This window comes from Micromonospora sp. CPCC 205558 (genome assembly GCF_036902955.1).
Classification (GTDB): domain Bacteria; phylum Actinomycetota; class Actinomycetes; order Mycobacteriales; family Micromonosporaceae; genus Micromonospora.
The window spans coordinates 443,194-461,542 of sequence record NZ_JBAKHR010000005.1; the positions used below are offsets into that span (position 1 = coordinate 443,194).

General features: G+C 70.4%; 18 protein-coding genes. 10 read left to right on the forward strand and 8 right to left on the reverse strand.

Annotation, left to right across the window (positions count from 1 at the left end; all coding sequences use genetic code 11):
• Positions 1-42 precede the first annotated feature (42 nt).
• Both V6U86_RS07120 and V6U86_RS07125 read right to left on the reverse strand, forming a co-directional pair.
• Positions 43-1,080 (reverse strand): hypothetical protein, encoded by a 1,038-nt coding sequence (locus V6U86_RS07120; RefSeq protein WP_334499790.1) that lies wholly within the window; start codon positions 1,078-1,080, stop codon positions 43-45.
• Complete coding sequence (locus V6U86_RS07125; RefSeq protein WP_279518771.1) at positions 1,080-1,349, reverse strand: hypothetical protein; 270 nt, start codon at positions 1,347-1,349, stop codon at positions 1,080-1,082. The genes V6U86_RS07120 and V6U86_RS07125 overlap by 1 nt, the downstream gene beginning before the upstream one ends.
• Before the next feature lie 531 nt (positions 1,350-1,880).
• Between V6U86_RS07125 and V6U86_RS07130 the strand changes: the two genes are divergently transcribed.
• On the forward strand, positions 1,881-2,321 hold the full coding sequence (locus tag V6U86_RS07130; protein WP_334499795.1) for a carboxymuconolactone decarboxylase family protein: 441 nt from the start codon (positions 1,881-1,883) through the stop codon (positions 2,319-2,321).
• Positions 2,322-2,373: 52 nt separating this feature from the next.
• On the opposite strand, the gene V6U86_RS07135 is transcribed toward V6U86_RS07130, so the two are convergent.
• On the reverse strand, positions 2,374-2,922 hold the full coding sequence (locus tag V6U86_RS07135) for a TetR/AcrR family transcriptional regulator (RefSeq protein WP_334499797.1): 549 nt from the start codon (positions 2,920-2,922) through the stop codon (positions 2,374-2,376).
• 221 nt (positions 2,923-3,143) lie between these two features.
• Here V6U86_RS07135 and V6U86_RS07140 point away from each other — a divergent pair, with 221 nt between their 5' ends.
• Positions 3,144-4,568 (forward strand): aldehyde dehydrogenase, encoded by a 1,425-nt coding sequence (locus tag V6U86_RS07140; protein WP_334499799.1) that lies wholly within the window; start codon positions 3,144-3,146, stop codon positions 4,566-4,568.
• A 483-nt stretch (positions 4,569-5,051) separates the two neighbouring features.
• Here V6U86_RS07140 and V6U86_RS07145 read toward each other — a convergent pair whose 3' ends face one another.
• Positions 5,052-6,071 carry an aldo/keto reductase gene (locus tag V6U86_RS07145; protein ID WP_334499801.1) on the reverse strand — a complete coding sequence of 340 codons (1,020 nt, stop codon included), beginning with the start codon at positions 6,069-6,071 and terminating at the stop codon, positions 5,052-5,054.
• Positions 6,072-6,203: 132 nt separating this feature from the next.
• Between V6U86_RS07145 and V6U86_RS07150 the strand changes: the two genes are divergently transcribed.
• The 8 genes from V6U86_RS07150 (at position 6,204) to V6U86_RS07185 (ending at position 12,623) form a co-directional block, all read left to right on the forward strand.
• The gene (locus V6U86_RS07150) at positions 6,204-6,806 is read left to right on the forward strand and encodes a TetR/AcrR family transcriptional regulator (protein ID WP_334499803.1); all 603 of its coding nucleotides are present in this window, start codon (positions 6,204-6,206) and stop codon (positions 6,804-6,806) included.
• A 10-nt stretch (positions 6,807-6,816) separates the two neighbouring features.
• Positions 6,817-7,290 carry a GNAT family N-acetyltransferase gene (locus tag V6U86_RS07155; RefSeq protein ID WP_334499805.1) on the forward strand — a complete coding sequence of 158 codons (474 nt, stop codon included), beginning with the start codon at positions 6,817-6,819 and terminating at the stop codon, positions 7,288-7,290.
• 9 nt (positions 7,291-7,299) lie between these two features.
• On the forward strand, positions 7,300-7,779 hold the full coding sequence (locus tag V6U86_RS07160; protein WP_334499807.1) for a hypothetical protein: 480 nt from the start codon (positions 7,300-7,302) through the stop codon (positions 7,777-7,779).
• A gap of 75 nt (positions 7,780-7,854) precedes the next feature.
• Positions 7,855-9,066 (forward strand): MFS transporter, encoded by a 1,212-nt coding sequence (locus V6U86_RS07165; RefSeq protein WP_334499809.1) that lies wholly within the window; start codon positions 7,855-7,857, stop codon positions 9,064-9,066.
• Between the two features lie 141 nt (positions 9,067-9,207).
• On the forward strand, positions 9,208-9,966 hold the full coding sequence (locus tag V6U86_RS07170) for a hypothetical protein (RefSeq protein ID WP_334499812.1): 759 nt from the start codon (positions 9,208-9,210) through the stop codon (positions 9,964-9,966).
• Positions 9,967-9,999: 33 nt separating this feature from the next.
• Complete coding sequence (locus V6U86_RS07175) at positions 10,000-10,941, forward strand: RNA polymerase sigma-70 factor (RefSeq protein WP_334499814.1); 942 nt, start codon at positions 10,000-10,002, stop codon at positions 10,939-10,941.
• A gap of 82 nt (positions 10,942-11,023) precedes the next feature.
• Positions 11,024-12,211 (forward strand): NAD(P)/FAD-dependent oxidoreductase, encoded by a 1,188-nt coding sequence (locus V6U86_RS07180; protein WP_334499816.1) that lies wholly within the window; start codon positions 11,024-11,026, stop codon positions 12,209-12,211.
• Positions 12,212-12,419: 208 nt separating this feature from the next.
• Positions 12,420-12,623, forward strand: a complete 204-nt coding sequence (locus V6U86_RS07185) for a hypothetical protein (protein WP_334499818.1) — start codon at positions 12,420-12,422, stop codon at positions 12,621-12,623.
• A 78-nt stretch (positions 12,624-12,701) separates the two neighbouring features.
• Here V6U86_RS07185 and V6U86_RS07190 read toward each other — a convergent pair whose 3' ends face one another.
• From V6U86_RS07190 to V6U86_RS07205, 4 genes are all read right to left on the reverse strand, one after another.
• Entirely contained in the window at positions 12,702-13,586 is an 885-nt protein-coding gene (locus V6U86_RS07190; RefSeq protein WP_334499820.1) for a hypothetical protein, read from the reverse strand.
• Between the two features lie 43 nt (positions 13,587-13,629).
• Complete coding sequence (locus tag V6U86_RS07195; protein WP_334499822.1) at positions 13,630-14,349, reverse strand: hypothetical protein; 720 nt, start codon at positions 14,347-14,349, stop codon at positions 13,630-13,632.
• Positions 14,350-14,443: 94 nt separating this feature from the next.
• On the reverse strand, positions 14,444-17,215 hold the full coding sequence (locus V6U86_RS07200) for an AfsR/SARP family transcriptional regulator (RefSeq protein WP_334499949.1): 2,772 nt from the start codon (positions 17,213-17,215) through the stop codon (positions 14,444-14,446).
• A 126-nt stretch (positions 17,216-17,341) separates the two neighbouring features.
• Positions 17,342-18,136: a hypothetical protein gene (locus V6U86_RS07205; protein ID WP_334499824.1), complete on the reverse strand. Its 795-nt coding sequence runs from the start codon at positions 18,134-18,136 to the stop codon at positions 17,342-17,344.
• Positions 18,137-18,349: the final 213 nt, after the last annotated feature.

The window sequence follows — 18,349 nt, forward strand, 5'->3', positions numbered from 1 at the left end:
GGCCCGGCCGGCGGTATGCCGACCGGACCGCCCGGCGTCAGCTCACACGTACGGCCGTTTGGCGTACGCCTCGCGCAGCGCGGCCAACCCGGTCGCCTTCGGCGTCAGGGTGCCCCACCCGGAGTTGAAGTAGTTGGTGCGCACGATCCGTGGCCCACGCTCGGCGTTGAGTTGGGCGATCGCGGGCGGCACGGTGGCGATCCAGGCCGCCTGGTTCGGGATCTCGGCCACCCGCACCCCCCACTCGGCGATGATCACCGGCCGGGACAGCGCCACCGGGCCGAGGTCCGCCACCGCCCAGTCCTTGGTACGACGAAACCGGGACAACGCGGTGTGGCTGGCGTTGGTGGCGTACGCGTTCCATTGGAGATAGTCGAGGCGGGACATCAGCGACTCCGGGTGGGTGCGCTGGAAGCAGGCCCGGTCGAAGCCGCCCAGACCCACCGAGAAGGTCGTGCCGGCCGGCAACGTCCGTGCCTTGAACCAGGTCAGGATGTAGTTCATCGCCTGCACCGCCCGCGCGTCCGACTCGGCCCAGTTGTACGCCTTGCCGTCCTCGGTGGTGCCGAACTCGTGATCGGTGTCCAGTTCCGAGGCGAGCTGGATGTTCACCCCGAAGCCGAGCGTCCGGTACTGCGACAGCGCGCGGGCCAGCAACCCGTCGCACTGCCCCTTGAGCACCTGGCCGTACCCGTACGCCTTCGGCCAGGTCGTGCCGGGTCGCTGCTGGATGGTCATCGTCGGTGCCGGCACCGTGTAGCTGACGCCGTCCACCGCGAAGCTCTGCGTTCCCTGGCTCGCAGCGCCATAGTGCTTCAACTCCAGGACCATGTTCATCTGCACTCCGGCCTTGCCCAGGTTGACCAGCCAGGGCCGGTTGTAGCCGGGAAAGATGTAGCCGTCGGCGAGGCTGCGGTACTGGGTGAGTGACCGGAAGTTGCCACCGGCCATGTCGGCGGTCGGATCGGCGCCGCCGGAGAGGTAGTAGCCGCCGAGCACGGGTTGTCCCAGGCTGTAGTCGGCGGCGGCCGTCGCGGTGTTGCCGGCGGCGTCACGGACCTGGACGGTGACCCGGGGCATCACGCCACCGACCGATACACGGCCACGGAGCCGTTGTCGGAAACCCGGGTCCAGGTACGTCCGGAGTTGTCGGAGACGGTCACGGTGAGTGGGTCGATGACCGCCGTGACCTTGACCGGCGCGCTGCTGTTGCCCTGCGCGTCGGTGACCACGATGGTGACGGTCAGCGGTTTGGTGTCGGCGTCCGAGTAGGTCACGGTCAGCAGCATCTGGTCACCCGGCGTGAAGACGGATGCGTTCAAGGCTGCGGTCGCGGTGGGAGCGGCCATGTCGGGCCCTTTCTGGCTCGGTCGCCAGGGCTCGGCGCGCGGTCGAGCGACGCCGGACCCCGGCGGGGTCCACGGTGCGAAAGGCCGGCGGGGCACGGGGGCGGCGGGCACGGCCGGCGGACGGCGTTGCCTGACAGCCGACGGTGCTGACGTCCTTGTCCCGGTGGGCGGAGGCACCGCTGCGGGCGCCCGCAGGGGTGTCGGTGGCAGCCTCGGCCTGTCGTACGCGCGATCGGATCGGCAGCTGTGCCGTGACCGTCGCGGCTTCGAGGCCGGGCTGGGTGAGGGCGGCACCGGTGCGGACGATGTTGTCCGGGCCGGGCCGGAGGATCGGGATGTGGCCCGCCACCCGTCTACCTCCACCTGCCCCAAGGGTGCTCTACCAGGGGCTTTACCGTCTTGTCCGAATTGCGACAAGCTCCGGCGAGGCCCGGCGCGACGGCTACTCGGGCGGCGTGCCGCGTACTGCCCGGCCCTTCAGTCACGTTCGAAATGCCGGATATTGTCTGCTTAGTCCTTATATCTGGAAGAGTGAGCATCGTGACGACGAATCATCCGGCATCTGCGGCGACAGACCCGGGGTACGCCGCCGCGCTGGACACGGCTGAGCGTCTGCTGGGCTTCCGCTTGGAGCGCTTTCTTGGCGCCACCCCTGGTGAGCCAGCTAACGGCGCAGACTTCAAACGGATCGCGACGATGCACGCCTTCGGCGACGTCTGGCCGCGCACCGAGCACCTGGATACACGGACGCGGGCACTGGTGTCCGTCACCATCGCGGCGACGCTCGGCGTCCTGGAGCCCCTCCGTGGTCAGCTGCGCATCGCGCTCAACGCCGGCGCCACCAAGGAAGAGATCGCCGAAGTCTTTCTTCAGGTCGCGGCCTACGCTGGCGTAGCACGCGCGTTCGACGGCTACCAGGTCGCGGCCCAGGTCTTCGCAGAGAACCCGGAACGCTCAGGCCCTGGTCAGTAAGGTCCGCCGCAGGACCTGATCACCCACCGCCACGACCGTTACTGCCTGCCCGTCAGCTTCGCCCGACGCCGCGCAACAGCGCGTCGACGACCAGGTCGGCGGCGGGTGCGGCGGCCAGGTCGGGAAAGTTTTCCGCGGTGGCGTTCACGATTTGGTCCAGCAGCGTCCTGGCCCAGCCCGGTGGCAGGTCGGCGCGGAGTAGCCCCTCGTCGGTGGCGCGCTGGATGAACCGGTCGAGCCGCTCGCCGAGTTGCTTGCTCCGGGCCGCGGCCTCGACGTCCATGTTCATCATTGGCTTGAGGACCTGGATCGACCAGCGCCGGATGACCGGGATGATGCCCTCCACATAGCGGTGCAGGGCCACCGCGACCGGTGCCTCCGTCAGCCGGGCGTCGTCGAGCGCGCGCTCGGAGGCGTCGAGCTTGGCCTGGTAGACCCCGGCGAGCAGGGCCTCCCGGGTGGCGAATCGGCGGTAGACGGTGCGCCGGTCGACGCCGGCCGTGGCAGCGATCGTGGCGATGCTCGTGGCCGGATCCTGCGCGAGCAGTCGAGCACCCACGTGGAGGACCGCGTCGAGGTTGCGGGCTGCGTCGGCTCTCATAGTGCCGTCAACTCTACCCCTGTGTGGCAGGTCACGCGGCTAGCTGCACACGCTAGTGGCGGGACCTTCGATAAGTGCTACGGTTATGTGGCATCTAGTCGTACAACACGTCACATCGTTGTGCCCCTGATGATCGCGACGCGGAACGCGTACGCGGCGGGGGCGCAGTCCGGACGCCGATCACGAATCGGCTCAGAACCTGCAATAGGGGAGTAATCACCGTGCTTGTTCACGACAAGCTCTACGTTGGTGGCCAGTGGGTCACGCCCGCCGAGGGCGGCCTGCTCGACGTCCACTCGCCGCACGACAAGTCGCTGGTGGGGCGGGCCGCCGAGGCCTCACCGGCCGACATCGACCGGGCGGTCGCCGCCGCGCGGAAGGCCTTCGACGACGGGCCGTGGCCCCGGATGACGCCGCAGGAACGCCAGGCGGTCATCGCCCGATTCAACGAACTACACGCGGCGCGGGCCGACGAACTGGCCGCGTTGATCACTTCGGAGAACGGCTCCGCGTCGTGGTTCACCCGGTGGACGCTGCACGCACTGGCGGAGCAGACCGGCGCCTACCTGCGGGCCGCCGAGGCCTTCGGGTGGGAGGAACGGGCAACCGAATCCGGCCCGCTGATCCGGCGCGAGCCGGTCGGTGTGGTCGCCGCGGTCATCCCGTGGAACGCCCCGCACCAGTCGGCCCTGGTGAAGATGATTCCGGCGTTGCTGGCGGGCTGCACGATCATCCTGAAGGCCTCGCCCGAGACCGCGCTGGACGCGCTGGTGCTGGGCGAGATCTTCGAGCAGGTTGGGCTGCCGGAGGGCGTGGTCAGCATCCTGCCGGCGGGCCGGGAGACGAGCGCGTATCTCGTCGCGCACCCCGACGTGGACAAGGTCGCCTTCACCGGATCGACCGCCGCCGGGCGCACGATCGCGTCCGTGGCGGGCCAGCAGCTCAAGCGGGTGAGCCTGGAGCTGGGCGGCAAGTCCGCGACGATCATCCTGCCGGACGCGGACCTCGCGGCCGTGGTCGAGGGACTCAAGTTCCTGTCGTTCGGCAACAACGGCGAATCCTGCGTCGCGCACACCCGGATCCTGGCCCCGCGCAGCCGCTACGAGGAGGTCGTCGAGGCCGTGAAGACCATGACGGAAAGCCTCGTCGTGGGAGACCCCGCCGACCCGGGTACGTGGATCGGCCCGATGGTCCGCGCCGACCAGCAGCAGCGGGTCCGGAGCTACATCGAACTCGGCATCTCCGAGGGGGCGCGTCTCGTCACCGGCGGTCCCGAGGTGCCGGAAGGGCTCGAGGGCGGTTACTACGTACGGCCGACGGTCTTCGCCGACGTCGACAACGGCATGCGCATCGCCCAGGAGGAGATCTTCGGACCGGTCCTCGTCGTCATCGCGTACGAGGACGAGGACGACGCGGTACGCATCGCCAACGACTCCCCGTACGGGCTCGGCGGTGGGGTGTGGACGGCCGACGTCGAGCGTGGCCTGGCGCTCGCCCGCCGGATCCGTACCGGCTTCTTCACCGTCAACGGCGCCGACCCGGGCTTCGACGCGCCCTTCGGCGGCTACAAGGGCAGCGGTGTCGGCCGCGAGTTTGGAGCCGTCGGCCTGGCCCAGTACGTGGAGCACAAGACCATCGCGGTCTGAGTAGGACCGCCGTCCGCTCCCAACCACCGAGAACTGGAGTCTTTTCGTGGCTCGGACCACCACCCGTACCCCCTACCGGACCACATTCGCCATCCTCGCGGCCGGCGCCGGCTTCTTCGCGATGCTGCAGTCGCTCCGGGTTCACTCACGGGTTCGAGATGCTGACCGTCACCTCGCTCGCGGCAGTGGTGGCGGCGCTTGTCGTGCCCGCCGTCCCGCCACGATCAGCCAGGCGAAGAGGCGGGTGGAGGCGACCGGCGTCGTCCAATCGACGCCGCTGCATCCAGCGGAGGCGGCCGGCGTCGTCCAACCAAGAGTTGGCCAGAGATCTTGGACAGTTTCCGTTAGGCCGTAACGGAAACTGTCCAAGATCTCTCGATGCGCGGCTACGAGAGGGACCTTTGTGGGGGTCGGTGGCGTGGCTTGTGCGGCGATCCCGCCCCGGACACCCCGACATCACCATCGACCACCGCACCTGACGGCTCAGCGACGCCGCAGCGCCGGGTCGAGCAGGGCCGGCGGGGTGTCGAACTTCTCGCCTGCGGCGAGGTCGACGCCGGGTGCGACGATCGCGTCGATCGCGTCGAGCACGTCGGCGGTGAGGACGGTGTCCGCGGCGGCGAGTTGGGCGTGCAGGTGGTCCATGGTGCGGGGGCCGATGATGGCGCTGGTCACGGCGGGGTGCGCGGTGACGAAGCCGAGGGCGAGCTGGATCAGGGTGAGCCCAGCCTCGTCGGCGACGGTGACCAGCCGCTCGACGGCGTCGAGCCGGGCCTGATTGGCCGGGATGCTGAGGTCGAAGCGGGCGGGCAGGACCGCCGAACGGCTGGTGGTGATCTCCCGGCCGGCCCGGATCGCGCCGGAGAGCCAGCCCGAGGCGAGCGGGCTCCAGGCGAGCACACCGAGACCGTACTGCTCGGTCACCGGCAGGACGTGGGCCTCGATCCCTCGCTGCAGGATCGAGTAGCTGGGCTGCTCGGTGACGTACCGGCTCAGGTGGTGCTCCCGGGCGGTCCACTCGGCCTGCACGAGGCGGTACGCGGGGAAGGTCGAGGCGCCGAAGTAGCGGATCTTTCCTGCCCGTTGCAGGTCGGTCAGCGCCGACAGGGTCTCCTCGTCGCTGGTGGTCGGGTCCCACCGGTGGATCTGGTAGAGGTCGACGTGGTCGACGTTGAGGCGGCGCAGGCTGTTGTCCAGTTCGGTGACCAGCCAGCGGCGGGAGCTGCCGGTCTGATTGCGCTCGTCACCCATCGGCGTGCCCGCCTTGGTGGCCAGCACGATGTCGTCGCGGCGGCCGGCGATGGCCTTGCCCACCATCTCCTCCGACTCGCCCTGGCTGTACCTGTCGGCGGTGTCGATCAGGTTGATTCCGGCTTCCAGCGCCGAGTCGACGATCGCCGTCGCCTCGGCCTGGGTGGTGTGCCCCAGTGTGCCGAAGTTCATCGCGCCCAGTACGAGGGTGCTGACCTGGACGCCGGTGCGCCCCAGAGTGCGGTACCGCATGGCTGTTCCTCCACGGAAGGGTTGAGGTGGCACTGGCCCACCCGCTCTGGCATCCTGAGCAAGTGGAACCGTGTTCCGCTAAGAACGATACGGAACAGCGTTCCGTTTGCCAAGTGACGGAGGTAACGCGCGATGCCCGACATCGACAGCGGATCAGGACGATCGACCCCGCGGAAGCGGGCCGACGCCCGGCGCAACGAGGCGACGCTGCTGGACGCCGCCGCCTCGGCCTTCGTCACCTCCGGCGTGGACGCGCCCGTCCGGGACATCGCCGCCAGGGCGGGTGTCGGCGTCGGCACGATCTACCGCCACTTCCCGACCCGCGCCGACCTCATCGTCGCCGTCTACCGGCACCAGGTCGAGGCGTGCGCCGAGGCTGGCCCGGCACTGCTGGCCGACAGCAGCACCGCGCACGCCGCCCTCGCCCAATGGATCGACCTCTTCGTCGACTTCCTGGCCACCAAGCACGGCCTCGCCGAGGCACTACAGTCCGACGACGCCGCCTTCGAGAAGCTGCACGCCTACTTCCTGGACCGCCTCGTCCCGGTGTGCGCCCAACTGCTCGACGCCGCCGCCACGGCAGGCGAGATCCGGCCCGATGTGACCGCCTACGAGCTGATGCGTGGGGTCGGCAATCTCTGCATCGGCGCCGGCGATCCCCGGTACGACGCGCGTCGCGTGGTCGCACTCCTCGTCGCCGGGCTGCGCCAACGCCCGAGCGCCGAGCCCCGATAGCCTATTGATCATGGCGGACTGGGAGATCCGGCCGGCTTCGATGGCGGACGTCGAGGCGGTGGCCGAGTTGCGGGCGGTGGTGCTGCGCGCCGATCTGGAGCGGCTCGGGCGGTACGACGACCAGCGGGTGCGGCAGCGCCTGCGCGACGGTTTCGCGCCGGCGTACACCTGGATCGTCGAGGTGGACGGCGCGTTCGCCGGCTGCGTGGCCCTGCGGCCCGACGGGGACGCCCACTGGCTGGAGCACTTCTACCTGGCTCCGCATCTTCAGGGCAGCGGCATCGGCACGGCCGTGCTGCGGGATCTGCTGGACCGCTGCGACAGTGACGGCACCCTGGTCCGGCTAGACGTGTTGCGGGGCAGCCCGGCCCGGCGGCTGTACGAGCGGCACGGTTTCGCCCTCGACACCGAGGATCCGGTGGACGTGTTCATGGTCCGCGCACCCAGGACGTTCACCGCCGAGGCCTCGATAGTGTCAATGTAACGTTGACAGATGACGTCGGAGCTGGCTCGGTTGGCGGAGGTTCGCGCTACCCGCGCCCGCCTGGACGAGCAGGAGCTGGAGATCATCGACCGCGCGCGCCACGGCGGTGCGACGTGGGCCCAGATCGCGACGGCACTCGGGCTCGGTAGCCGGCAGGCCGCCGAGCAGCGTCGACAGCGGCTGGTGGCGGCGCGCTGGTCGCGGCGGCAGCAGCTCGATCACCGCCTGCCTCCGCAGATCGCGGCGCTGCGGGCGGCGGTGGCCGACCTCGGCCGCTGGATCGGTGCCGATCAGCGGTGGGACAGCCGATTTCGTCGAGCGGCACTCGTGCGGAGCACCGTGGACGCCGCGCTGGACGCCGCTCCGGGCTCGCTGTACGCGTTGGCCCTGCACCTCGCCACCGATCTCGCCGACGCGGGCGAGCGACTGCCCTCGCCCGCACGGACCGCCGCGACGAAGATCGACATCACCCTGTCAACGTTCCGTTGACGCGGCACAGCCGCATTGCCCGCTTCACGCTCAAGCTTGAGGATGTGAGTCACCTCGACTCAACTCGGAGCGCTCATGCGTCGCAATGCGGGTTTGTTCGTGGCGATCTCCCTGCTGTCCGGCTTCGGCAGCAGCGCCATGTCCCTGGTCGCCGGCATCTGGATCCTGGACCTCACCGGTTCCACCAGCCTCGCCGCCCTCGCCGGGCTCTGCGTGTACGCCCCGGTGCTCGCCGGCCCGTGGCTGGGCGGTCTGCTCGACCGGGTGCCCCGGCGGCCGCTGGTCATCGCCGTCAACCTCATGTTGGCCGCCGCCCTGCTGGCACTCCTCGCCGTGCGGGGGCCGGGGCAGACCTGGCTCGTCTTCGCCGTCTCGTGCGCCTACGGCGTCAGCTACGTGCTGATCGACGCCGGCGAGACGGCGCTGCTGCCGTCGGCGCTCGCACCCACGGAACTCGGCGACGTCAACGGATGGCGCTCCAGCGCCCAGGAGGGCATGAAGCTCGTCGCTCCCCTCGCCGGGGCCGGCCTCTACACGTGGCGGGGCGGCCACGCCGTCGCCGTCCTCAGCGCGGCCATGCCGGTCCTGGTCGCCGTCCTGTACGCGGTGCTCCGCCTGAACCGGACGCCCCCCGACCAGCGCACCGAACGCGGCGGTAGCCCGCGTACCGGACTGGTGGTCCTGTTCGGACAGCGGGCGACACGTGTGCCGGTGGCGCTCGCCGCGGTGTCGATCGCCATGTCCGGCTTCACTACGGCGGGGATCTACGCGATCGTCGTGACCGAACTACGACTGCCGACGACGTTCCTGGGTGTGCTGGCCAGCGCGCAGGGCGCGGGTTCCATTCTCGGTGGCCTGATCGTCGGCCGGCTCATCGCGGCCAGAGGTGCCATAGCCGTCGGTGTCGTCGGGACGGCGCTGTTCGCGATCGGCTGCCTGGCGCGTTGCCTGCCGTGGTGGCCGGCCACTGTCCTCGGGGCGGTGGTGGCCGGCGTCGGGCTGCCGGGGACCCTGGTCGCGGCGGTGACCGCCGTGCAGACCCACACGCCATCGGCGCTGCTGGGGCGGGTCTCCGCGACGGCCAACACCGCAATGTTCGGACCGCTCGTCGTGGCGATCCCCCTCGGCTCCGCGGCCGTCCACCTCGGCGCCCGCCCGCCGCTCATGGCCGCCGCGGCGATCTGCCTGACCGCCGTAGTGGCCACGTTCCGCCGCCGGTCGACGCCGCACGACGAGACGCCGGCCGCGCCGCGCCTGAGGGCTGGAACGGGCCCGGCGAGCCGCTGACCAGGGTCACCCGCGTACCGGATGGGTGGCCTGGAAGGCGAGCCGGCGGGTACGACCACCCCGCGCTCGCGGCCCCTCTCGCCGGGCGCCACAGCTCGTTCGCTTTGGCTACGCTCCTCCGCACAAGCGAAGGGGTCACCAGTGAGATATCGCCTACGGCAGGTCGCGATGGTCCTGCTCGGCGCAGCGCTGTTCGGCACGGTCGGCCTGAGCCTCGGCTCCTGGTACGCCGGCCGCGGCACCGCGCCATTCAGCGTCGACCAGGCACAGGGAATGGCGGCGGAGCTGCTTCCCGGCACCGAATCAGTCGGGTCGGACCTCGGCCACCACTACCGCTACGGGGTGATGGTCCCCGACGACTTCGGCTCGGCGTACGCGAGATTCCACTACAGCGACACTGCCACCTGCGGGCACTCCGAATTGGTGCAGCGCAACGCCAACGCGCTGGGTTGGCAGGGCAGTCACCGGGTCACGGGCACGCCATGCGATGGCTGGCGGGCCGAGCGGGACGGGCTGACAGCCACGCTCACCCAGGTGGACGGCATGGCGATCCTGAGCTTCACGCCAGCCGTGCCGGATGGCTATGTCGCCGTCACGCTCGCTGCCACCGCCCTGGGCGCCGCGGCTGGAGCGGCGCTGTTCTGGCTGGTGGGGCGGCAACGTCCACCCGTACCCCGACTGGTTGGCACGCTTGTGACGATCGTCCTCCTCCCGGGCGTCGTCTACACCTGGCTGGGCCTGATGGCGTACGGATGGTCTGAGCCGACGTGGCCGGTCTGGCGGGGCCTCGCGCCCGTATTGGTGCCGCTGGCGCTCGTACTGCTGTGTGCCGGGCTGATCTTCTACGTGGGTCGACGGGAGCCGAGCCGGGTTTCCCGCCCGAATGCGAGCCAGCTCTGAGCCGTTCGCCGTGCGCCTGGATACTGTCTAGTCATGCCGCTCAGTCCGGACGAGGTCGAGCTGTTCGAGCACTCCAGGGGTCGCCTGGAGGCGATCGCCTATCGCCTGCTGGGTTCGGCCAGCGACGCCGAGGACGCCGTCCAGGACACCTTCCTCCGCTGGCAGGCCGCCGACCGTGAGCACGTCGAGACGCCCGAGGCGTGGCTGACGAAGGTCCTCACCAACGTGTGCCTCAACCAGTTGACCTCGGCGCGGGCCCGGCGGGAGACGTACGTGGGCATGTGGCTGCCCGAACCGGTCCTCGCCGGGGACCGGATGCTCGGCCCGCTGGACACCGCCGAGCAGCGCGAATCGGTCTCGATGGCGGTGCTCACCCTGCTGGAGCGGTTGTCGCCCAACGAGCGCGCCGTGTACGTGCTGCGGGAGGCCTTCGGCTACTCGCACGGTGAGATCGCCGAGATCCTCGGCATCACCGAGTCGAACTGCCAGCAGACGTACCGGCGTGCCAAGCAGCACGTCACCGCGGAGCGGGCCCGCACGGAGGTCGACCTGGCCGCCGCCCGGAAGGTCGTCGCGGAGTTCCTCACCGCGGCGAACAACGGGGAGATCCAGCGGCTGGTGGAGTTGTTGACCGACAACGCGACGAGCACCGCCGACGGCGGCGGCAAGATCCCGGCCCGGACGGCGCCGATCGTCGGCGCACTGGCGGTGGCGAAGTTCCTGCGTGGCCTGTTCAAGCCCGCCGACGTCAAAAGGGACCTGGTCGGTGGCAGCCCCGCCGTGCACGTCGCCACCGTCAACGGCGCGCCGGCGGTGGTGGTCGTGGTCGACGACCGGGTCATCGGCGTGATGTCGCTGGAGGTGACGCCCGAGGGCATCACCTCGATCCACAACCAGGTCAACCCCGACAAGCTCGACCGCGCCACCCGGCAGTGGTCCGCCTCCGAGCACGGGGAACCACTCCACATCTGGTGATCCAGGTCATAGCCAACTCCTGTCAGGAATCGCGTCGCTGCTCGGTTCAGGAAGCGACCACCACCGAGACAGGAGTGCCACCATGAAGCACCGCATCGTCGTCCTCGGAGCCGGCTACGCCGGAGCCATCGCCGCCGGTCGCCTCGCCAAGCGGCTGCACCCTGACGACACCGAGATCACCGTCGTCAACGCCGACACCGATTTCGTCGAGCGGGTCCGCATGCACCAGGTCGCCACCGGGCAGGACCTCAAGCACCGTCCGCTGACCGACATCTACGCCGGCACCGGCGTCGACGTTCGACTGGCACGGGTCACCGCCGTCGACGCCGACCGCAGGACCGTCGCGCTCACCGACGACCACGGCACCGACGAGATCACGTACGACACGCTCGTCTACGCCCTCGGCAGCACCGCCGCGGACCACGTCGTTCCCGGGGTCGCCGAGCACGCGTACGACATCGCCGGCCGGCCGTCGGCGCTGCGGTTGCGCGATCGTCTCGCCCACCTCGCGGCCGGCGGGACCGTGCTCGTCGTCGGCGGGGGCCTCACCGGTCTGGAAGCGGTCACCGAGATCGCGGAAGCCCGGCCGGACCTCGACGTCGCGATCGCCGCCCGCGGCGGTCTCGGTGACTGGCTCAACGAGAAGGCCCAGCAGCACCTGCGCGGCGTCTGCAACCGGCTCGGCATCACCGTCCACGAGCACACCGACGTCGCGCGGGTCCAGGCGACAGGCGTGGTCACCCGCGACGGTCGGGAGATCCCGGCCCAGGTGACGGTCTGGACGACCGGCTTCGCCGTGCACCCCATCGCCGCCGCCACGACCCTGGCGGTCGCGGACACCGGGCAGATCGTCGTCGACGACAGCATGCGGTCGGTCTCGCACCCCGACGTGTACGCGGTGGGCGACGCCGCCGTCGCCGAAGGCCCGGGGGGCAAGCCACTGCGGATGTCCTGCGCCTCGGGCATCCCGATGGCCTGGCAGGCCGCCGACGCCATCGCCGCGCGCCTGACCGGCCAGACGAAGTTCCCGAAGGCCCCGCTGCGCTACTTCAACCAGTGCATCAGCCTCGGTCGCCGCGACGGCATCATCCAGTACGTGACCGCCGACGACCGGGCCAAGCCGGCCTTCCTCAGCGGGAAGCTGGCGGCCCGCTACAAGGAGTTCGTCTGCACGGGCGCGGCCTGGAGCATCGCGCACCCGATCATGTACCCGGTCCGCCGCCGCCGGGTCACCGCCACCCGAACGGCGGCCGTCGCCGCCGTGTCGTGAGTGGCGGCGATCAGACCCTCGCCTGGGCGGGCCGGACCTCCGGTGGAGGCCGGCCCGCCGGCCGTTGCGTCAGGGCAACGTGCAACGGCGCTGCGGGTTCGTGCACGTCTTCCCCACCGGGACACTGGCGGCGGACGAACGCCACCCCGGATGGTGTGGCCGCCACGGGTGCGATCGAGGCGGGGAACACCGGTCCCGCATCTCGGACGTGGACACCAACCGACTCGAGGCGTCGATCGTCACCCTGGGGTTGGTACAGACAACCCATCCAGCGGCCGAGCCCATGGTGGTGATGACCGCGACGGACAGCGCGGCCTCCGGCCAAGTGGCGTTGTCCATCGGCCAAGCGCGTGCCCTGCGCTATCGTCTCGGCGCACTGGTCGACGCGGCCGAACGCGGACGCACCTCATAGTCATGGCAGCAAAGGCGGAACCCGCTCCGCGCCGACCGGTGCGGTCGATGCGGAGCGGGAGCGTGGGCGGCCTACCCGTCAGAACCCGCCCCATTTCTTGGCCGAGCACTTCCAGGTCTTTCCGTTGTCCTGCGAGACGCAGAACACGAGGAACCTGCCGAGGAACGGAAGGTTGAGGCTGAAGAGGTGCCCCTTGGTCTTCGCGTACACGACGCCGGACTTCTCGGCGAGGTCGACCAGCGCCCACCCGGGGTCCGGCCCGTCCACTGTCGCCACTCGGCGCATCGACTCGATGTCCTTGCCGTCGAGGAGCGTCTTGATCTCGTCCGCCGACGGCTCGCGGTCGCCGATCAGCGTGTCCACGCTGTACGGCCCTTCGACGGCGACACCATTGGCCTTCTCGAAGGCGGCCTTCGTCTCGCCCAGCGTGGTGCTGCCGGCGAAGCCGAGGGTGAGGATCAGTTCGCCCGTCCGGCGCGACAGCAGGCATTCCCAGACGGACTTGCCCGACGCGACGCACATGGTCAGGCACCACTCCCGGCCGTCCGGGGTGGATGAAGCGAAGAGCAGGGAGGTCGCCGTCCCGCCGTCACCCTTGCCGTCGTACGCCCCGTCGGCGAGGTCGGCCATGGTCGTGCCGAGGACGTCCCGGCTGCCCGGAATCGTGCCGACGACCTTGACACCGTCGACCTCCTTACCGGTGGCGAGCGCTTCGAGCTGGTCGCCGGTGAGGTTCCGCCCGCCGGTGTCGACGGCCAACACCTTGTCCAGGTCGCCGACGGGCCGGCCGGTCAGGTCCTCGAACTGTTGAAGCATCGTCGCCGGCGCGCCGGGGTGGTCGGTGATCGTCGTCCGGGCCTCCCCCTCGGCGGCCTGCGACGGGGCGTACGAAGCGGTCAGCCCGACGATCAGGGCGGTCGTGACGATGGTGGCGCGTCTGGTGATGTCCCGCAGGGTTGTCATGCTGTCCTCATTTCCGTGATCGGTATCGGCGGGGTGGGACGGGCTACCAGCGACACGTGACGATGTCGCCAGTGTTGTTTGGGAACCCCCAGTCGCAGTGGTCGTCGATCCACTCGCCGATCTCGCCGATCTTGTCCACGACCCAGGCGACCGCCGCCTTGATCGCGCCCCAGATGCTGAAGTAGACGACCGTCGTTTCCGGGGTGCCGCCGGCCTCGTCGATGAGGTCCTTGGTCGACATGGCGGCGTTCGGCTTGTCGATGATGTCCAGCACCCGTACCCCGGTGTCGTCCTTGCCGGCCAGCAGTGCCCGGATCTGCTCCGGGGTCCGCTCCTTGCCGTCGTCGACCGCCACGATCGCGCGGTCGAAGAACACCTCCCGGCTGCCGCTGAGGGCTCGGGCGATGCCGGCCATCTCACCCACCGTGAGGTCGTAGCCGAGCGCGGGCCCGGCGAACCGCCGGACCGACACGGCACCGGCCGGATCGACCTGGATCTCACTGGCCGTGATCATGTCGTCTGCCGCGAAGGGCGCCCAGGCGAACGTCCACTGCCCGCCGACGCAGCGGAACGGGCCGTACTCCCGGCCTTCACGCTCGGTCTCGGTACGGACGACGCCGCCGCGCTCGTCGACGTGCTCGACCACGCAGTCGGTGCCCTTCTGCGGCGGCTTGACGGTCTGGGCCACGGCGGTGGAGGACACGGCCAGCACCATCGCGCCGACCACCCCGATCACCGCGAGGCGGTGTGCCAAACGACTCATCGAACGCTCCATTCTCTGATGCGGAGAAACTGGTGTCCGAAGAGTGGCGGGCCGCGCTGAAGCGGCCCGGAAACGACGCTGAAAGCGGGGTACGTCAGCGCTGTCGGGTGGTGTCGAGCTGTTGGAGGTTGGCGCGGATCGAGTCGGCGTCGGCATCGCCGAGCTCGTCGAGGATGGTCAGGGCTTGCCGCCACGCGGCACGGGTGGCACCAAGGTCACCGAGCGCCCGGTGGCTGCCGCCGAGATTGACGTACGTGCTCGCTTCGGCGTACCGGTCGTGAACCTGCGTGAAGAGTTCGAGGGCGTGCTCGTAGCAGGCGATCGCTCGCCGATCGTCGCCGAGCTGGTGATGGGCGTGGCCGAGGCTGTCCCAGGTGTCGGCCTGCCCCTGGACGTCGTCCACCTCCTGCAACATCCGCAGCGCCTCGCCGCACGAGACAAGGGCACTGTGGTAGTTGCCGAGCAACGCTTCCTGCCAACCGACCGCGTTGAGGGTGTAGCCCTGCCCCGCCCGGTTTCCCGTCGTTTGGAACAGGGTCAGTGCCCGCCGGGAGTGGTTGAGCGCCTGCTGGTGCTGGCCCTGCCGCTCCGCCAGCTGACCAAGGTTCAGGCAGGTGTGTGCTCGCCCGGCGTCGTCGCCGACGTCGGTGAACAGGTCGAGCGCACGCCGCAGGTGGTCGTCGGCCTCGTCGTACCGACGGAGCCGGGAGCAGGCGAGACCGAGGCTGCGGTGCGCGTGGCCCTGCCCTGCCTGATCCCCGATGCGGGACGCGGCGGCCAGCGCGATCCGCTGCGTGCCGAGCCAGTCCTGCCAGTGCCCTTGTCGGTGCAGGAAGCCGGCCATGGTCCAGGCGAGCCGCCAGGCGTGTCCCTCGAACCCGGACCGTGCCGCGAGCGGCACCGCGGCGAGCAGGACGGGGATCTCGCTGGTGAACCACGCCGTGGCGGCGGACCGGTTCCTGGGGCGTTCCGGCAGCACTCCCGCGCGCGGTGGCGGGACGCTGATCGTGCTGAAGTGCGGGTGCAGTGCGAGGTCGGCGGAGTGCGCGGTGTGCAGGCAGTGGTCGAGCAGCCGGTGCACGGCGTTCCGACGCTCGCCCGGCGGCTCGGTTTCCTCGGCGAGGCTGGCGGCGTACGCGCGCAGCAGGTCGTGGAACGCGTAACGCCCGTAGGTGTGCTCGGTGAAGAGATTCGCCCGGGTCAGCTCGGTGAGCAGGGGACCGATCGCGTGCCCGGTGACGTCGGCCAGGCTGGCCACGGCCGGGGCGGATACGTCCGGGCCGGGATGCAGGCTCAGCAGCCGGAACAGCCGGGCCGCGGGTGGGCTGAGCGTCCGGCACGACCAGGAGAAGACCGCCCGCACGTCGGTGGCCTCGTCACCGGCGTGGAAGGCGTTCAGGTCGCCCAGCTCACCGGCGACAGCGGCCAACGAGAAGTGCCGGTTGGTGGCGGCTCTGGCCGCCACGATGGCCAGGGCGATGGGCAGTCGCGCGCACCGGTCGGCGATGTCGTCGGCCGCCGCGGGTTCGGCGGCGACCTGACGCTCGCCGAGCCGGCGGACCAGCATGTCGCGGGCTTCACCCGGGCTCAGCAGGTCGAGGGGCACCGGTTGGGCGCTTTCGGTGACGACCAGCGGGATGAGCTGGTCGCGGCTGGTGACGATCGCGAGGCAGTTCGGTGAGCCAGGCAGCAGCGGCCGGACCTGCTCCGAGTCGCGGGCGTTGTCCAGCACCACCAGCAGTCGTTTGCCCGCCACCGTCGTGCGGTACAAGCTCACCATCGAATCCGGGTCGGTCGGCATCCGTGCCGCCGGCACGCCGAGCGCCTCCAGGAAACCGTGCAGCGCTCGTGCCGGTTCGGTCGGTGTGGCGGCCGGGTCGAAGCCCCGCAGGTTGACGTAGAGCTGCCCGTCGGGGAAACGTGCGGCCGCCCGGTGTGCCCAGTGCACGGCGAGCGCGGTCTTGCCGACGCCTGCGGTCCCGGACACCACGACCGCGCCGCCCCGGTCGACGAGCGCGTCGAGGGCGGCGAGCTCCGCGGCACGTCCGCTGAACGTGGGTACGGGGGGAGGCAGCTGCGCCGCCACCGGCACCGGAGCGGCCGTAACCGGTGCGGGTGCGGCGATCGCGGTGTCCTGGCGCAGGATGGCGCACTCCAGATCCCGTAGCCGCGGCCCCGGGTCGAGGCCCAGGTTCTCCCGCAGGTTGTCGCGCAGCCGCCGGTACGTGGCGACCGCCTCGCCCTGTCGGCCGTCGCGGTACAGGGCGAGCATCAACTGCGCGTGCAGGTGCTCGTCGAAGGGGTGCTGCCGGACCAGCCGTTCCAACCCGGGGACGAGCCCGGCGTGCTCACCGATTGACAACCGGGCCTCGACGAGCGACCGTTCGGCCTCCAACCGTAGACGTGCCAGGTGTTCCGCCTGCTCCTCAAGCCAGGCCGACCCGGCAACGTCGGCCAGCGGTGGGCCCCGCCACAGCGCCACCGCGGCCGTCAGATGCTTCACCTGCTCGTTGCGGTCAGTCGACCGCCGGGCCAGCTCGATGAGGCGCTCGGCGGCCTGGACATCAGTGGAGTCCGGCCCGGTGTCGAGCAGATAACCGGGCTGGCGCGCCACGATCGACCCGGGCTCGCCGAGCATCCCGCGTAGGTAGGAGACGTGACGCTGCAAGGTGTTCGCCGCGGTGGCCGGCAGGTGGTCGCCCCAGACCACGTCGATGAGCCGGTCGACGCTGACCACCCGACCCACGTGCAGCGTCAACGTCGCCAGAACCGCCTTGCGGCGCAGGCCGTTCACCGCCTGCGGACTGCCGGCGACGACCACCTCCACCGGCCCGAGCAGCCTGACCCGCACCCCCGTGCCAACCATCGAGATCACTGAATCAGGCTAAATCCGCAGCCCGGCGACCTCGCTCTGTTCGTCGCGGACTGGACACGATCCACGGCCCGGCCGGGTGACGGTGGGCGTGGCGCAGACCCACCGTCGCCCGGGTGGCTAGCCGGTGTACTTGCCGTTGCGGGTGTCCCCCGCCGCCCCGTCGTAGTGCACCTTGCGGTAGCGGTGCACCGAACCCTTCTTGACCGCCTGCCAGTGGGCGTACGCCACCTCGTAGTCGTGGTGCTTGTAGTAGTCGCCGGCCGACTTGTAGTAGATCCGGTGCCGGGCGTACCCGCCGCAGTTGGCGAGGTAGCTGTAGGAGTACATCTTCATGCCGCCGAAGTCGGACGAGTAGTACGTCTTCGTCGGGTGCCACACTGTGCCCGGGTTCGGGTATCCGGGCAGCTCCAGCCAGTTGTACGTGTTCCAGTACAGGTCCCAGCAGGTCTTCACCGCCGCCGTGGCCATGCCACCCGACGTCGGCACGGCGAGATCGTCGGCGACGACCGGGGACGCGGCGATGGTCCGGTGGGCCAGCTCCGGTGGGGTCGGCGTGCCGGCCGGCGGCTCCGACAGCAGCTCCCGTGGCACCGGCACGGACCGGGGCGTGATGGTCAGGTATGTCTGCAACATGCTCTGTTTGTCGTCGTACTCCAGGGGCGCGTTGCGGCCCATCTCGCCGTCCTGACGAAGGCCCCAGTCCCCGGACAGCTCGTCGCGGGAGAACACCACCCGCACACCGTTTCGGTAGCCCAGCCGCGCCAGCTCGGTGTCGCGGTCCACGGGCTCGTCGTCGTACACCGCTGAACTCGGCCCCCCGGCGGCGCTGGCCGGCGCGGCGTTCCACGCGGCCACCGTCGGCAGGACGACCAGCACTGCGAGCAGTGCGCGCCCCGACAGCATTCGTACCATCACAACTCCTCATCCGATCGAACGCGAGACGCGGACCCGGACGGGCCGCCCCTCTGCGTGTCTTTCCGGAACATCCTTCGAGGCGAGGTTCAGAGCGCCGTCAAGGTGGCGTCAAAGACGCGGTGATTCGGTGTCGTAACGGCGACGCTCGCGTACGCACGGCCTCCCGCGCAGCGCCCAATGAAACTGGACCAGCGTCGACCGGAAGGCATC

What these genes read in the sequence shown, in the direction of transcription:
- V6U86_RS07175 (WP_334499814.1), top strand. Translation starts at nt 10,000, where the DNA reads ATGCCGCTCAGTCCGGACGAGGTCGAGCTGTTCGAGCACTCCAGGGGT.
- V6U86_RS07180 (WP_334499816.1), top strand. Translation starts at nt 11,024, where the DNA reads ATGAAGCACCGCATCGTCGTCCTCGGAGCCGGCTACGCCGGAGCCATC.
- V6U86_RS07135 (WP_334499797.1), bottom strand. Translation starts at nt 2,922, where the DNA reads ATGAGAGCCGACGCAGCCCGCAACCTCGACGCGGTCCTCCACGTGGGT.
- V6U86_RS07120 (WP_334499790.1), bottom strand. Translation starts at nt 1,080, where the DNA reads ATGCCCCGGGTCACCGTCCAGGTCCGTGACGCCGCCGGCAACACCGCG.
- V6U86_RS07125 (WP_279518771.1), bottom strand. Translation starts at nt 1,349, where the DNA reads ATGGCCGCTCCCACCGCGACCGCAGCCTTGAACGCATCCGTCTTCACG.
- V6U86_RS07165 (WP_334499809.1), top strand. Translation starts at nt 7,855, where the DNA reads ATGCGTCGCAATGCGGGTTTGTTCGTGGCGATCTCCCTGCTGTCCGGC.
- V6U86_RS07160 (WP_334499807.1), top strand. Translation starts at nt 7,300, where the DNA reads ATGACGTCGGAGCTGGCTCGGTTGGCGGAGGTTCGCGCTACCCGCGCC.
- V6U86_RS07150 (WP_334499803.1), top strand. Translation starts at nt 6,204, where the DNA reads ATGCCCGACATCGACAGCGGATCAGGACGATCGACCCCGCGGAAGCGG.
- V6U86_RS07190 (WP_334499820.1), bottom strand. Translation starts at nt 13,586, where the DNA reads ATGACAACCCTGCGGGACATCACCAGACGCGCCACCATCGTCACGACC.
- V6U86_RS07145 (WP_334499801.1), bottom strand. Translation starts at nt 6,071, where the DNA reads ATGCGGTACCGCACTCTGGGGCGCACCGGCGTCCAGGTCAGCACCCTC.
- V6U86_RS07200 (WP_334499949.1), bottom strand. Translation starts at nt 17,215, where the DNA reads ATGGTTGGCACGGGGGTGCGGGTCAGGCTGCTCGGGCCGGTGGAGGTG.
- V6U86_RS07155 (WP_334499805.1), top strand. Translation starts at nt 6,817, where the DNA reads ATGGCGGACTGGGAGATCCGGCCGGCTTCGATGGCGGACGTCGAGGCG.
- V6U86_RS07205 (WP_334499824.1), bottom strand. Translation starts at nt 18,136, where the DNA reads ATGGTACGAATGCTGTCGGGGCGCGCACTGCTCGCAGTGCTGGTCGTC.
- V6U86_RS07195 (WP_334499822.1), bottom strand. Translation starts at nt 14,349, where the DNA reads ATGAGTCGTTTGGCACACCGCCTCGCGGTGATCGGGGTGGTCGGCGCG.